Genomic DNA, 12861 nt, shown 5'->3' with positions numbered 1-12861 from the left:
TGAGGTAAAAAACGGCCCCTGAGTCGCCACGACTTCAACCTTTTGCGGCGCAAGGAGACGCGAATGATATTTCCGGACATGAAAGGTCTGCCCCTGCACCGGGTGATGGTGCGCACGGTCACTGAGTTCGTCGATGACGAAATGTCGACCTATGCCTCGGCATTGGCTTACCAGATGCTGTTCTCGCTGTTTCCGTTCATTCTTTTCCTGATTGCCCTTATCGGTTTCCTGCACTTGCCGGACTTCTTTTCCTGGCTGCGTCTGCAATCTGAACTGGTGCTGCCACCGCAGGCACTGGAGCAGGTCAACCCGGTGATCGACCAGTTGCAGCAATCCAAGGGTGGCCTGCTGTCCATCGGTATCGTTATTGCGCTATACACCGCGTCCGCCGGCGTGCGCCTGATGATGAGCGCAATGAATGCCGCCTACGACGTGGTCGAAGGCCGGCCGATCTGGAAGCGCTTCCCGTTGTCGATCGTCTACACCGTCGGCATCGCCGGCATGCTGCTGATCGCCGCTGCGCTGATGGTGCTCGGGCCGCAGGTGATGGGCTGGATTGCCGCACAAGTGGGGCTGGAATACTTCATCGTCACGGTGTGGACGATCGCCCGCTGGCCGGTGATCGTGATTCTGATGATGGTCGCGGTGGCGCTGATCTATTACGTGATGCCCGACGTCAAACAGGAATTCCGTTTCATCACCCCGGGTTCGGTGCTGGCCGTGGTGGTGTGGATCCTCGCCTCGTTGGGGTTTGCCTTTTACGTGAAAACCTTCGCCAACTACAACGCGATGTATGGCAGCATCGGGGCGATCATCGTGCTCTTGCTGTATTTCTACATTTCCTCCGCAGTCCTGTTGCTCGGCGCGGAAATGAATGCAGTGATCGAGCACATGTCCGCCGAAGGCAAGGAAAAGGGCGAAAAAGCCCCTGGCGAGCCTGACGAATCCCCCAAACAACACGTCTCGGGCCTGGGCCGCGATCATTCGCTCAAGCCGGACACTGATGAAGCGCGACCATGATTCGTGAAATTCTCAAAATGGGTGACGAGCGCCTGCTGCGCATCGCCGCGCCGGTACCACCGGAAATGTTCAACAGCGCCGAGCTCTGGCAACTGATCGATGACATGTTCCAGACCATGGAAAGCGTCGGCGGCGTTGGCCTCGCGGCGCCGCAGATCGGAGTCGACCTGCAACTGGTGATCTTCGGCTTCGAACACAGCGAGCGTTACCCGGACGCCGAAGCAGTGCCGCAGACGATCCTGATCAATCCGCTGATCACGCCGTTGAATCCGTTGATGGAAGAGGGCTTCGAAGGTTGTCTGTCGGTGCCGGGCCTGCGCGGCGCGGTGGAGCGTTATCAGCAGATTCGCTACGAAGGCTTTGATCCGAAGGGCGAGCCGATCGTGCGTGTGGCCTCGGGGTTTCATGCACGGGTGGTGCAGCATGAATGCGATCACCTGATCGGCCGGCTGTATCCGTCGCGGATTACCGATTTCAGCAAGTTCGGCTTTACCGAAGTGCTGTTTCCGGATCTTGATCCCAACGCTGACGACTGATTGTCAGAACACCATCAACCCCTGTGGGAGCGAGCCTGCTCGCGAACGCGGAGTATCAGAACCAAATTCGGCGCTGACACACCGCATTCGCGAGCAGGCTCGCTCCCACAGGGTTTCAGCGTAAATCTGCGGGATTGAGTCCCATCGCAATCATCGGCTTGCTCCGCGCATACCGGCTCAACCGCTCGGCCATCGCCTGCGGCAGCGGCGGATCGAAGCTGAACCCACGCCGCTCATAAAACCCGCGCAAATCCGGATGGCAAAACAGCCACACCGGCTCGTCCACCTGGGCAACCGCCGCTGCGATCAACTGCGCAGCGACACCTTGTTCCCGATACAGCGGATCAACAAACAACCCCGTCAGCCAGTGTCCGCCCGAGACTGGCCGCAGACACAGCGCCGCAACGATCTCGCCGCGCCTTGCCACCCACAACTGCGCCTCACGCACGGCTTTCATCGACGACTGGTGGCTGCGGTAGAACTTGTTCATCAGCGGCCACAACGATTCGTCGAGCTGGCTGTAGTGGATATCGGACATGGTTCGGGCTGTCGCTGCGAAAAGCGCCGATTATAAAAGAACGCGCGCTTCGGGATAGGTGTATACCTGAACTCACACCCCTGTGAGTGGAGTACCGATCATGTCCAAAGGTATGGATTCAAAGAAAGCCGCGAAGAAGAAGCCGGCCAAGACCGCGATTGAAAAACGCGCAGAGAAGAAAGCCAAGAAGGTCGATATTTTCGGCCATTGATCAAACCATGCGGAAGCCCGGTTCACGGGCTCCCGCCTCGCTGGCGAAAACGTCCGTTTTCACCACACTGTTTCCCGCGCTGAACCGTTTCTTGTGCAAAAAATGCCAGATACTGGCCGACTAGTGGCCTTGCGCCCGGCGTTCGGCTGGCTATGCTTGCAGGTAACTAACCATGTCGACCGTCATGCCAACAGGCGACGGCACAGGTTGGTCCGTGATTCATGCTGCCAGAGTGCGCAAATAAAGGCACCGACACTGAACCAACAAGGAGCGTCACCAACATGGAAGTTCTTCACGTTAGGGCTGGCCCGAGTGCGGGCTATCAAGAAAAGGATGTCTTGATCAGAGCGTCGCTGCAGGGACCCTCCGATTGATCATCATTTATTACCTGACAACTTCCTCCCGTGGAGGAAGGCGTGTGCCTGTTCTGTGGAACGTAGTGGTGGATCTTGAAAGACCTGAACTTTCATCAAATCAAAAGAACGCGCGGAAGGTGATACAACCATGTTCAACCTACATCACAAGGCTGACCTGCGGGAAATCGAGCGTTTCAGTTGTGCGCTGACTGAGGCCAACGCGAAAATCGAAGCGATCAGCCGCTCGATGGCGATGATCGAGTTCACTCCGGACGGCATCGTTCTCGACGCCAACGAGAACTTCTGCAAGACCATGGGCTACAGCGCCGAAGAAGTGCGCGGCAAACACCATCGGATCTTCTGCGAAGAAAGCTTTTATCGCAGCGAGGACTACGCGAAGTTGTGGCGCGACCTGGCCCGTGGTGAACCGCTCAGCGGCACTTTCCTGCGTCTGAACAAGAGTGGCCGGGAGATCTGGCTTGAAGCCAGTTACATGCCGGTATTCGGTCCCGACAAACAGGTCAGAAGTGTGATCAAGGTTGCGGCGGACATCACCGCACGCATCAACAAAGAACATGAAGAAGAAGCCATGCTCGCGGCGATCGGCCGTTCCATGGCGGTGATCGAGTTCACCCCCGAAGGCAATGTCATCCGCGCCAACGACAACTTTTTGCAGACCATGCAGTACGCGCACCCAGAAATTGTCGGCCAGCACCACAGCCTGTTCTGTCACCGCGCAGAAGCGGAGTCCGCGCAGTACAAGGCGTTCTGGGCTTCGCTCAATCGCGGCGAATATCACTCGCACCGTTTCGAGCGCAAGAACAAGTCCGGGCAGATGGTTTATCTGGAGGCTTCGTATAACCCGCTGTTCGACGCCAAGGGCCGCTTGTACAAAGTGGTCAAGTTCGCCAGCGACATCACTCGGCAAATGACCACTCTGCAGAACGCTGCGGAATCGGCCCACAGTACCTCGGTGCAAAACGACGCCTGCGCGCAGAAAGGCTCACAGGTGGTGCAGCAGACCGTGCAGATCATTCAGGACATTTCCCGCGATCTGAATGAAGCGGCGGTGAGCATCGATGCGGTCAGCAAACAGTCGGACATCATCGGCACCATCGTCCAGACCATTCGCGGCATTGCCGATCAGACCAATTTGCTGGCGCTCAACGCCGCGATCGAAGCCGCGCGTGCCGGTGAGCATGGACGCGGTTTTGCCGTCGTCGCCGATGAGGTACGCAGCCTCGCCGCGCGGACCAGTCAGGCCACTCTGGAAATTGTCGACGTGGTGCGCAAGAACCACGACCTGTCGCTGAGCGCAGTGTCGAGCATGCAGTCGAGTCTGAGCCGAACCGGGCTGGGCGTGGAACTGGCCAACGAAGCGGGCGAGGTGATCCTGGAAATCCAGCAAGGCTCGCGGCATGTGGTGGATGCGATCAGCCAGTTCAATGAAACCCTGCAATTGAACTGAGCTGTTTCAACGTCACCAATAACCAATGTGGGAGCGAGCCTGCTCGCGAAAGCGTTATGTCAGCCAGCACATGCCTTTCTGACACGACGCCTTCGCGAGCAGGCTCGCTCCCACAGGTGAGTCCTGTGTAGGCCGTCAGCGATGCGCAATGTTCTCCAGCGCCAGATTACGCGTACGCGGGCCGAACCAGCCGATGGTCAGCATCACGATCAGCATGCTGCTGACGATGAACGCCAGTACCCCCGGCGTGCCGAAGTTATCCAGGAACATGCCGATCAGCAGACTGCTGAACACCGTCGACAAGCGACTGAACGAATAGCAGAACCCGACCGCGCGGGCGCGGATGTTGGTCGGGAACAGCTCGCTTTGATAGGAGTGATAACTGAAGCTCAGCCAGGCGTTGCAGAAGGTGATCATAACCCCGCAGAAAATCAGCCCGAAGGCGCTGGTCTGCAGGGCGAACAGGGTGCCGAAGGTCATCGCGCCGAGCGCCGAGCCGACGATTTGCCATTTGTTCTCGAAACGGTTGGCGAACTTCACAAACAGCAACGGCCCGAGCGGGTAGGCGAGGGTGATGATGAAGGCGTACATCAAACTGTGGGTGACGCTTACGCCCTGGCCCGAAAGCAGCGCCGGCAACCAGTTGCCGAAACCGAAAAAACCGATCGCCTGAAAGATATGAAAAACGATCAGCATCAACGCGCGGCGGCGATAGGGCGGCTGCCAGATATCGGCGAAACGGCCCTTGCCTTCGACATCGACCGGCACCGGTTCCGGCGCATCCAGCGCTTTGCCGTAATCCTTGGCGCAGCGCGCTTCGAGATGGTCGAGGATCCGATTGGCCTCATCGAAGCGACCGTGTTGCGCCAGCCAGCGCGGCGATTCCGGCAGACGCTTGCGCAGCCACCAGATAAACAGCGCAAACACCGCGCTGGCCAGCACCACCCAACGCCAGCCGGACACCCCGAACGGCGCTTGCGGCACCAACCACCACGACATCAAGGCCACCGCCGGCACTGAGAGGAACTGCACGAAAAACGCAAAGGCGAACGCCGAGCTGCGCATGCGTTTAGGGACCAGTTCCGAGAGGTAGGCATCGATCGTCACCAATTCGATACCCAAGCCGATGCCGACCAGAAAACGCATGCCGATGATGCCCAGCGCCGAGGTCTGAATCCCCATCAGCACTGTCGCCGCCGTGTACCAGATCAGCGCGAAGGTGAATATTGCCCGGCGACCGAAGCGATCCGCCAACGGACTGAGCAGACTGGCGCCGAGGAACAGGCCGAGGAACGTCGCCGAGGCGAACGCCGCCTGATCGGAGAAGCCGAACACCCCCTGACTGCCAGTAGCGAACAGGCCGTCGCGAATCAGCCCGGGACTGATGTAGGCGGTCTGGAACAGATCGTAGAGTTCGAAAAATCCACCGATCGACAGCAGCGCCACCAGGCGCCAGATGGTGGCGACGGCGGGCAGACGGTCGATGCGGGCGGAAATCTCGGCGGCGCGTACCGGGTCGATGCCGTCACTGTGCGCGGCGGCGGGAGCGTGAGCAGTCATAAGCTGATCCATTTTTTATTGATGGAAAAGCTTAGCCTGCTATCGGAATTGATGGATTGTGAATATCAGCGGTTTACCCGGTCAAACCGCTGATTTCTCGCAATATCTGCTTACGAATTAGCGATTTATGCCGCAGCGGCAGAATCCGGCAGCGCCGAGTTCGGCAGGCCGAAGATCCGGTCGAACAGCCAGTTGAACACGAAGGTGTAGCACGGGATGAAAATGATCAGTGCCAGATCCAGCAGGAACGCCTGCACCAGACTGATGTTCATCCACCACGCGATCAACGGAATCAGAAACACGATCAGCGTCAGTTGAAAGCCGACCGCGTGGGCGATGCGCCGTTTGACCGTGCGGGTGCGCGAGACCTGGCGACTTTCCCAGCGCTCGAACAACGAGGTGTAAATGAAATTCCAGGTCACGGCGATGCTGGTGATGATCACCGCCAGCGGCCCGGTGCTGCCCGGAGATGTGCCCGAGAGCAACGCCAGACCGAGGGCCGAGAAGGTCATCCCAATCACTTCGTAGAGCGACACGTAGACCAGTTTGCGTTTCACGCCTTGCATGCAGATTTGCCTCTTTCTTGCCAAATGTTGGCCAGCAGGGCTGGCGAAGGCGAGCAAAGATAGCTTCAATGCACCTGACACAAAAAGTCGGTAGCTTTCAGTTTTATTGATAGGTGAGGCATTTGAATTTCAGCAGCGACAGCATCGAATTGTTTCTCGCGGTGATCGAGCGCGGCTCGTTTTCCGCTGCCGCGCGGCAGTTGGGCAAGGTGCCCTCCGCGGTGAGCATGGGCATTGCCAATCTTGAAGCGGAACTCGGTTACCCGCTGTTCGACCGCAGTCATCGCGAGCCGCAACCGACGGCGATGGCGCAGTCGTTGGTGCCCCACGCGCGACTGATCGCCGAGCAGCTCAAGCAGCTGCAGGTGCACGCGGTGGAGCTGTCGCTGGGGCTGGAAAGCAGGTTGTCGATTGGCGTGGTTGCGGACATGGATCGGCGCCGCTTGCTGGCAGCGATCAAGGTGATTGTCGAGCGGCATCCGTTGCTCGATATCGAAGTGCTGACTGCGCCACAGGATGATGTGCTGGCGATGTTGCACACTGGCCGGGTCAGCGTGTGTCTGGCGTTTGCCGGGTTAAGCGTCAATGCGCTGGAGCGGTTTCAGTTTGTCGGCAGCGAACGCATGATCGCGACGCTGGCGGCGGACAGCCCGTTGTTGCAGGGGCGGGATGTGTTTCTGGAAGATCTGGTGCAGGTGCGGCAGATCATCGTCGCCAGCCGCGACTTGCCGATCAGCGAAACGCGGCCATTGGTGGCTGAATCCTACTGGCGTACGGACAATCTCGAGACGGCGATGGAAATGGTTGAAGCGGGATTGGGCTGGGGGAATTTTCCGCTGTCGGTGGTGCAGCCTTGGCTGGACGCGGGACGCTTGAAGCGGCTGAATTTTCGCAACATCGAAAATGGCCTGGTGCTGCCGGTGCATGCGGTGTGGCTCAAGAGCCAGCCCTTGCAGAAGGGCGCCCAGGCGTTGGTCGACCTGCTCAGCCGTTGAATTTGGTAGAGATCCCCTGTGGGAGCGAGCCTGCTCGCGAAGGCGTCGTGTCAGCTGTATCAATGCTGACTGACCCACCGCTTTCGCGAGCAGGCTCGCTCCCACAAGGGTTGTGTTTCAACTCAGCATTTGTGAAGGGTCAGGTACTCTCGCGCACCTTCAGCTCAAACCCCATATCCTCCATCGGGCGCGCCACTTTGTTGCCCGCCATTAACGTGAGCATCTGCTCCGCCGCGCGCCGGCCGATCGCCTCGCGCGGGGTGTTGATGCTGCTCAGGCGCGGGACCATGTGCTCGGACATCGGCAAGTCGTTGAAACCCAGAATCGCCACTTGTTCGGGAATCTTGATGCCGTTACGCAACGCTTCCAGCAGCGCACCCTGGGCCAGGTCGTCGTTGCCGAAGAAAATCGCATCAACATCCGGATGCGCCGCCAGCAATTGCAAAAACAACTCGCCACCCAGACCCACCGACGAAGCACGCGGTGTCAGCACTTCCAGATCCGGGTCGTAACGGCCTGCCTTCTGCAACGCCTTGCGGAAACCCTCACCGCGCAGCAGGGTGCGCTGGTCCAGCTGCGCGCCGATGTACGCCAGACGTTTACGCCCACGGGACAGGAGATGTTCGGCGGCAGTTTCACCCGCGCTCAACTGCGAAAAGCCTACGCAATTGACTCCGGCAGCACTGTCCAGCTCCATCATGTACACGCAAGGAATGTTGCTGGCCTCGATCATCCGCCGCGAACTTTCCGTGCGATCAAACCCGGTCAGCAAAAAGCCGCGCGGCTGATAAGCCATGTAATTGCGCAGCAGGTTTTCTTCTTCATCGCGCGAATAATGGAAGTTGCCGATCAGCACTTCGAAGCCTTTGGGCGTCAGCACCCGATGAATGGCTTCCAGCGTGTCGATGAACAGCAGGTTGGACAGTGACGGCACCAGCACCACCACCGAATGGCTCTGCGCCGAGGCCAGTGCGCGGGCGGCGGGGTTGACTACATAGTTGAGTTCAAGCGCAGCTTTCTGCACTTTTTCCACCAGTTCGGTGGCCACCGTGCTTACCCCGCGCAAGGCGCGCGAGGCAGTGATCGGGCTGACGCCGGCCAGGCGGGCTACTTCGTTGAGGGTCGGACGGCCGGTGGTGCGGGTATTTTTATCGTTCTTGGGGGAGGTCATCGGGCGGCTTGCCAAACAAAAATCAAGGCACTAAGGTAGCGCTGTCCTGATGCAGCTGCAAATGCGTGAGCGCGGTCCTGCCTGATCTGTGCTCTTTGGCGTCGGGAACAAACCTGCTGCAACCCAAAAAAACGACAAGAAGGCGTCGGCAACTTCTGCCTGTGCACTAGAGTCATAGCTAGCAAAGGTAGCGCTGTCTGCGCGCTGAGGTGTTATATGAGTCATCCCATCACCGCCCTGGTCATCATGGGCGTTGCCGGTTGCGGCAAGACGTGCGTCAGCCAGGCCCTGTGCCATTTGAGCGGCGCCACTGCCATTGAAGGCGATACTTTCCATCCGGCCGCGAACATCGAAAAGATGAGCGCGGGGATCCCCCTGAACGACGAAGACCGCGCCGGCTGGCTCGACAGCCTGTGCGATGAACTGCGTCGCGTCGATGCCCAAGGCCAGCGCCCGGTGTTGACCTGCTCGGCCCTTAAACACAGCTATCGCGAACGTCTGCGCAGTGCCTTGCCGGGCCTGGGTTTCGTGTTTCTTGAATTGACTCCGGAAGTCGCCGCCGAGCGCGTATCGCACCGCCCGGGCCACTTCATGCCGGCGACGTTGATCGAAAGCCAGTTCGCCACCCTCGAATCGCCCAAGGGCGAGCCGCTGACTCTGCCGCTCAATGCCTCGATTCACAGCGTTGAAGAGCTGGCCCTGCAGGCTCACGTCTGGTGGCAGGCCAACGGCCTGAAACAGGCGATATGAGCATGTTGAAAAAGACAGCGCTGTCCTCCCGACTTCTGTTCAACCCGCTTTAATAACAACAACAATCCAGGAGACACCCCCCATGTTTGGCATGTCCCACGAGACGTTCCTGCTGCTCGATGCAGTGGTCACGGTAATCGGCCTGATTATCCTGATCACCAAATTCAAGATTCACCCTTTTATCGCCCTGACCATCGCCGCCGCCTTCCTCGGCCTGACTTCCGGCATGCCGATCAATACCATCATCAAGGCGTTCCAGGACGGCTTCGGTGGCGTGCTCGGTTTCGTCGGCATCATCCTCGCCCTGGGCACCATGCTCGGCAAAATGATGGCCGAATCCGGCGGCGCCGATCAGATCGCCCAGACCCTGATCCGCGCCTTCGGCAAGGACAAGGTGCAGTGGGCGATGATGTTCGCTGCGTTCCTGGTGGGTATCCCGCTGTTCTTCGAAATCGGCTTCGTGCTGCTGATTCCGCTGGTGTTCATCGTCGCCCGTCGCACTGGCGTATCGATCATCAAGATTGGTATCCCGCTGCTCGCCGGCCTCTCTGCGGTGCACGGTCTGGTACCGCCGCATCCGGGCCCGCTGCTGGCCATCGGCGTGTTCGGCGCTGACATCGGCAAGACCATTCTTTACGGTCTGATCGTCGCGCTGCCGACCGCCATCATTGCCGGTCCGATCTTCGGTACGTTCATCGCCAAGCACATTCCGGGTCACCCGAATCAGGAGCTGGTCGATCAACTGGCCCGCGAAAACGATTCGGCCAACCTGCCGAGCTTCAGCATCACCCTGGTCACCGTGCTGTTGCCGGTGTTCCTGATGCTGCTGAAAACCTTCGCTGACGTGGCGCTGCCGGACGGCAACTTCTTCCGCATCTGGATGGACATGATCGGCCACCCGATCTCCGCATTGCTGCTGGCGTTGCTGCTGTCGCTGTACACCTTTGGCTACAAGCAGGGCATCGGTTCCAACCAGATGCTCAAATGGCTCGACGCGAGCCTGGCGCCTACCGCTGCGATCATTCTGATCATTGGTGCGGGCGGTGGCTTCAAGCAGATGCTGGTGACCAGTGGCGTGGGTGACGTGATCGGCCACATGGCGGTCAGCGCGCAGATCTCGCCGATCCTGCTGGCGTGGCTGGTGGCGGCGGTGATCCGTATCGCGACTGGTTCGGCCACTGTGGCGACCATCACTGGCGCCGGCATTGTGGTGCCGGTTGTCGGCATGATTCCGGGCGTCAACCGTGAGCTGCTGGTGCTGGCCACCGGCGCCGGTTCGCTGATTCTGTCCCACGTCAACGACGCTGGTTTCTGGCTGGTCAAGCAGTACTTCAACATGACCGTGGCCGAGACGTTCAAGACCTGGACCGCGATGGAAACCATTCTGTCGGTGGTGGGCCTGGGCTTTATCCTGCTGTTGTCGCTGTTCGTTTAAGCGGCAGTTTGCAGGCACAAAAAAACCGCAGTGATGCGGTTTTTTTGTGGGTGGATTTCGTGGTTCACCCAAAACCAATGTGGGAGCGAGCCTGCTCGCGAAGGGGCCAGGTCAGCCAGCCAATATGCTGACTGACCCACCGCTTTCGCGAGCAGGCTCGCTCCCACAGGGGGCAGGTGTCAGGCAGGAGATTTCGGATTGAAGCCATCCGCGCGGAACATCCCGCGAATCCCGCGCACGGCCTGACGAATGCGGTCCTGATTTTCGATCAGGGCGAAGCGCACGTGATCATCGCCGTACTCGCCAAAACCCACGCCCGGCGAAACGCAGACCTTGGCCTCGGCCAGCAGTTTCTTGGCGAACTCCAGCGAACCCAGATGCGCATACGCCTCGGGAATCTTCGCCCAGACATACATCGACGCTTTCGGATTCTCGACCATCCAGCCCAGCTCATGCAGGCCTTTGACCAGCACGTTGCGCCGCTGACGATACTGCTCGGCGATGTCGCGCACGCACTGTTGATCGCCTTCCAGCGCGGCAATCGCCGCCACTTGCAGCGGGGTGAAGGTGCCGTAGTCGTGGTAGCTCTTGATCCGCGCCAGGGCGCTGACCAGTTCCGGGTTGCCGACCATGAACCCGATGCGCCAGCCGGCCATGTTGTAGCTCTTGGACAGGGTGAAAAACTCCACCGCAATGTCCTTGGCCCCCGGCACCTGCATGATCGACGGGGCTTTCCAGCCGTCGTAGACAATGTCGGCGTAAGCCAGGTCGTGGATGACCAAAACGTCGTACTGCTTGGCGAGCGCGATCACCCGTTCGAAGAAATCCAGCTCCACGCACTGCGCGGTCGGATTGGACGGGAAACCGAGGATCATCATTTTCGGCTTGGGGATCGAGCCGCGAATGGCCCGTTCCAGTTCATCGAAGAAATCCACGCCCGGCACCAGCGGCACCGAACGCACCTGAGCGCCGGCAATCACTGCGCCGTAAATGTGGATCGGATAGCTCGGGTTCGGCACCAGCACGGTGTCGCCCTGGTCCAGGGTCGCCAGCATCAAATGCGCCAGGCCTTCCTTGGAACCGATGGTGACAATGGCTTCGCTTTCCGGGTCGATATCGACTTCGTAGCGCTGCTTGTACCAGTTGGAAATCGCCCGGCGCAGGCGCGGAATGCCCTTGGACGTCGAGTAACCGTGGGTGTCTTCACGTTGGGCGACCTGCACCAGTTTTTCGACAATGTGCGGCGGCGTGGCGCCGTCGGGATTGCCCATGCTCAGGTCGATGATGTCTTCACCACGGCGGCGAGCGGCCATCTTCAGCTCGGCGGTGATGTTGAACACGTAAGGGGGGGAGTCGATCTATGCGCGCAAAGCGGCGCGGCGAACCTTGTTCGGCCATTGTTGCCTCGGATAACGTAAGCGCCCGGAACCGTCCGAGCGACGCTGGTCACTGCGGTGACCTGTGGCGGAAGATAAGGGCAGTGATGGCATACTGTCCAGCGCGGTTGTAAACATTTTTTTCAAGGAAAATCGGTCAATGGAATTCACCAGCGGCTTCTTGCTGAGCCTTTCGCTGTGCCTGGATATCGGCGTAGCCAACATCGCGATGATCACCCTGGCCATGCAGCGCGGCTACTTTCAGGGCTTCGCTCTGGGCCTGGGCACCTGCGTCGGCGACCTGATTTACGCGGTGCTGGCCTTGGCCGGCATGACCGTTTTGCTGCAATACGAAACCGTGCGCTGGGTCCTGTGGATTGGCGGTTCGGCGCTGCTGATCTACTTCGCGGCGAAGATGATTTATTCGGCGATCCACCACGAAGCGTTGCTGGCGGAAACGGCGGAAGTGGGGCAGAACTCCCATCGCAAGGAATTCTTTCGCGGCATCTTCCTCGCGATGTCGTCGCCGAGTGCGATTCTCTGGTTTGCTGCGGTCGGCGGCACATTGATTGCGCGATCCGGTGGCGGTGGTCCGTTGAGTTCGGCGCTGTTTTTGGGCGGCTTTCTCTGCGCCGGGCTGCTGTGGTCGGCCGGTCTGTGCTTCGCGGCAAGCCACGGCGGCAAACTGCTGGGCGACAAGCTGCTGCGCTACTCCTATCTGGCATCGGCGGCGATCTTCTGCTATTTCGCGGTCTACGTGATCGTTTCCGGGTACAACGAGTTTGTCGGCTCGGGCGCCGTCGAGCAGTTGCATGCGCTGTAAACGTGCGAAACGGATCGGGCTTTCTATACTCCCAGCCGAACCCACTTTTGCGTTCT

At 59.5% G+C, this 12861-nt stretch carries 11 protein-coding genes and 2 pseudogenes; 8 read left to right on the top strand and 5 right to left on the bottom strand.

Features of this window, described 5'->3' with window-relative positions; genetic code table 11:
- The first annotated feature begins 63 nt into the window (after positions 1–63).
- Together AB4O12_RS14850 and def are read left to right on the top strand one after the other, a co-directional pair.
- Positions 64–1020, top strand: a complete 957-nt coding sequence (locus AB4O12_RS14850) for a YihY/virulence factor BrkB family protein (RefSeq protein ID WP_041479188.1) — start codon at positions 64–66, stop codon at positions 1018–1020.
- Positions 1017–1556, top strand: a complete 540-nt coding sequence (def, locus tag AB4O12_RS14845; protein ID WP_076563914.1) for a peptide deformylase — start codon at positions 1017–1019, stop codon at positions 1554–1556. The genes AB4O12_RS14850 and def overlap by 4 nt, the downstream gene beginning before the upstream one ends.
- 115 nt (positions 1557–1671) lie before the next feature.
- Here the strand turns inward: def and AB4O12_RS14840 are convergent, their stop codons facing one another.
- Positions 1672–2094: a GNAT family N-acetyltransferase gene (locus AB4O12_RS14840; RefSeq protein WP_252878758.1), complete on the bottom strand. Its 423-nt coding sequence runs from the start codon at positions 2092–2094 to the stop codon at positions 1672–1674.
- A 715-nt stretch (positions 2095–2809) separates the two neighbouring features.
- Between AB4O12_RS14840 and AB4O12_RS14835 the strand changes: the two are divergent.
- Both AB4O12_RS14835 and AB4O12_RS14830 read left to right on the top strand, forming a co-directional pair.
- Positions 2810–3535, top strand: a pseudogene (locus AB4O12_RS14835) (PAS domain-containing protein); the annotation flags it as partial.
- A 54-nt stretch (positions 3536–3589) separates the two neighbouring features.
- On the top strand, positions 3590–4129 hold the full coding sequence (locus AB4O12_RS14830; RefSeq protein ID WP_223259141.1) for a methyl-accepting chemotaxis protein: 540 nt from the start codon (positions 3590–3592) through the stop codon (positions 4127–4129).
- 135 nt (positions 4130–4264) lie between these two features.
- Here AB4O12_RS14830 and AB4O12_RS14825 read toward each other — a convergent pair whose 3' ends face one another.
- Together AB4O12_RS14825 and AB4O12_RS14820 are read right to left on the bottom strand one after the other, a co-directional pair.
- Positions 4265–5689 (bottom strand): MFS transporter, encoded by a 1425-nt coding sequence (locus AB4O12_RS14825; protein WP_460058906.1) that lies wholly within the window; start codon positions 5687–5689, stop codon positions 4265–4267.
- Between the two features lie 125 nt (positions 5690–5814).
- Positions 5815–6255 carry a PACE efflux transporter gene (locus AB4O12_RS14820; protein WP_076563910.1) on the bottom strand — a complete coding sequence of 147 codons (441 nt, stop codon included), beginning with the start codon at positions 6253–6255 and terminating at the stop codon, positions 5815–5817.
- 122 nt (positions 6256–6377) lie between these two features.
- On the opposite strand from AB4O12_RS14820, the gene AB4O12_RS14815 reads away from it, so the two are divergent.
- Positions 6378–7250, top strand: a complete 873-nt coding sequence (locus AB4O12_RS14815) for a LysR family transcriptional regulator (protein ID WP_460058903.1) — start codon at positions 6378–6380, stop codon at positions 7248–7250.
- A 139-nt stretch (positions 7251–7389) separates the two neighbouring features.
- Here AB4O12_RS14815 and gntR read toward each other — a convergent pair whose 3' ends face one another.
- Positions 7390–8421, bottom strand: coding sequence for an HTH-type transcriptional regulator GntR (gntR, locus tag AB4O12_RS14810; RefSeq protein WP_056787988.1), 1032 nt, complete (start codon positions 8419–8421; stop codon positions 7390–7392).
- Between the two features lie 216 nt (positions 8422–8637).
- Between gntR and AB4O12_RS14805 the strand changes: the two genes are divergently transcribed.
- The gene (locus tag AB4O12_RS14805) at positions 8638–9171 is read left to right on the top strand and encodes a gluconokinase (protein ID WP_041479197.1); all 534 of its coding nucleotides are present in this window, start codon (positions 8638–8640) and stop codon (positions 9169–9171) included.
- An 82-nt stretch (positions 9172–9253) separates the two neighbouring features.
- Positions 9254–10606, top strand: coding sequence for a GntP family permease (locus tag AB4O12_RS14800; protein WP_016773551.1), 1353 nt, complete (start codon positions 9254–9256; stop codon positions 10604–10606).
- A gap of 179 nt (positions 10607–10785) precedes the next feature.
- Here AB4O12_RS14800 and alaC read toward each other — a convergent pair.
- A pseudogene (gene alaC / locus AB4O12_RS14795) lies at positions 10786–12004 on the bottom strand (alanine transaminase).
- A gap of 138 nt (positions 12005–12142) precedes the next feature.
- Between alaC and AB4O12_RS14790 the strand changes: the two are divergent.
- Entirely contained in the window at positions 12143–12805 is a 663-nt protein-coding gene (locus tag AB4O12_RS14790; RefSeq protein WP_041479200.1) for a LysE family translocator, read from the top strand.
- The last annotated feature ends 56 nt before the right edge of the window (positions 12806–12861 follow it).

The organism is Pseudomonas sp. S2_A05 (genome assembly GCF_054668485.1).
Note: the sequence above shows the minus strand (reverse complement) of the source record. Positions and strands in the feature narration are given on the sequence as shown.

Bases quoted from the DNA above. Each gene is read 5' to 3' on its own strand.
- AB4O12_RS14825 (WP_460058906.1), bottom strand. From the start codon at position 5,689: ATGACTGCTCACGCTCCCGCCGCCGCGCACAGTGACGGCATCGACCCG.
- AB4O12_RS14800 (WP_016773551.1), top strand. From the start codon at position 9,254: ATGTTTGGCATGTCCCACGAGACGTTCCTGCTGCTCGATGCAGTGGTC.
- AB4O12_RS14840 (WP_252878758.1), bottom strand. From the start codon at position 2,094: ATGTCCGATATCCACTACAGCCAGCTCGACGAATCGTTGTGGCCGCTG.
- AB4O12_RS14820 (WP_076563910.1), bottom strand. From the start codon at position 6,255: ATGCAAGGCGTGAAACGCAAACTGGTCTACGTGTCGCTCTACGAAGTG.
- AB4O12_RS14830 (WP_223259141.1), top strand. From the start codon at position 3,590: ATGACCACTCTGCAGAACGCTGCGGAATCGGCCCACAGTACCTCGGTG.
- AB4O12_RS14805 (WP_041479197.1), top strand. From the start codon at position 8,638: ATGAGTCATCCCATCACCGCCCTGGTCATCATGGGCGTTGCCGGTTGC.
- gntR (WP_056787988.1), bottom strand. From the start codon at position 8,421: ATGACCTCCCCCAAGAACGATAAAAATACCCGCACCACCGGCCGTCCG.
- def (WP_076563914.1), top strand. From the start codon at position 1,017: ATGATTCGTGAAATTCTCAAAATGGGTGACGAGCGCCTGCTGCGCATC.
- AB4O12_RS14790 (WP_041479200.1), top strand. From the start codon at position 12,143: ATGGAATTCACCAGCGGCTTCTTGCTGAGCCTTTCGCTGTGCCTGGAT.
- AB4O12_RS14850 (WP_041479188.1), top strand. From the start codon at position 64: ATGATATTTCCGGACATGAAAGGTCTGCCCCTGCACCGGGTGATGGTG.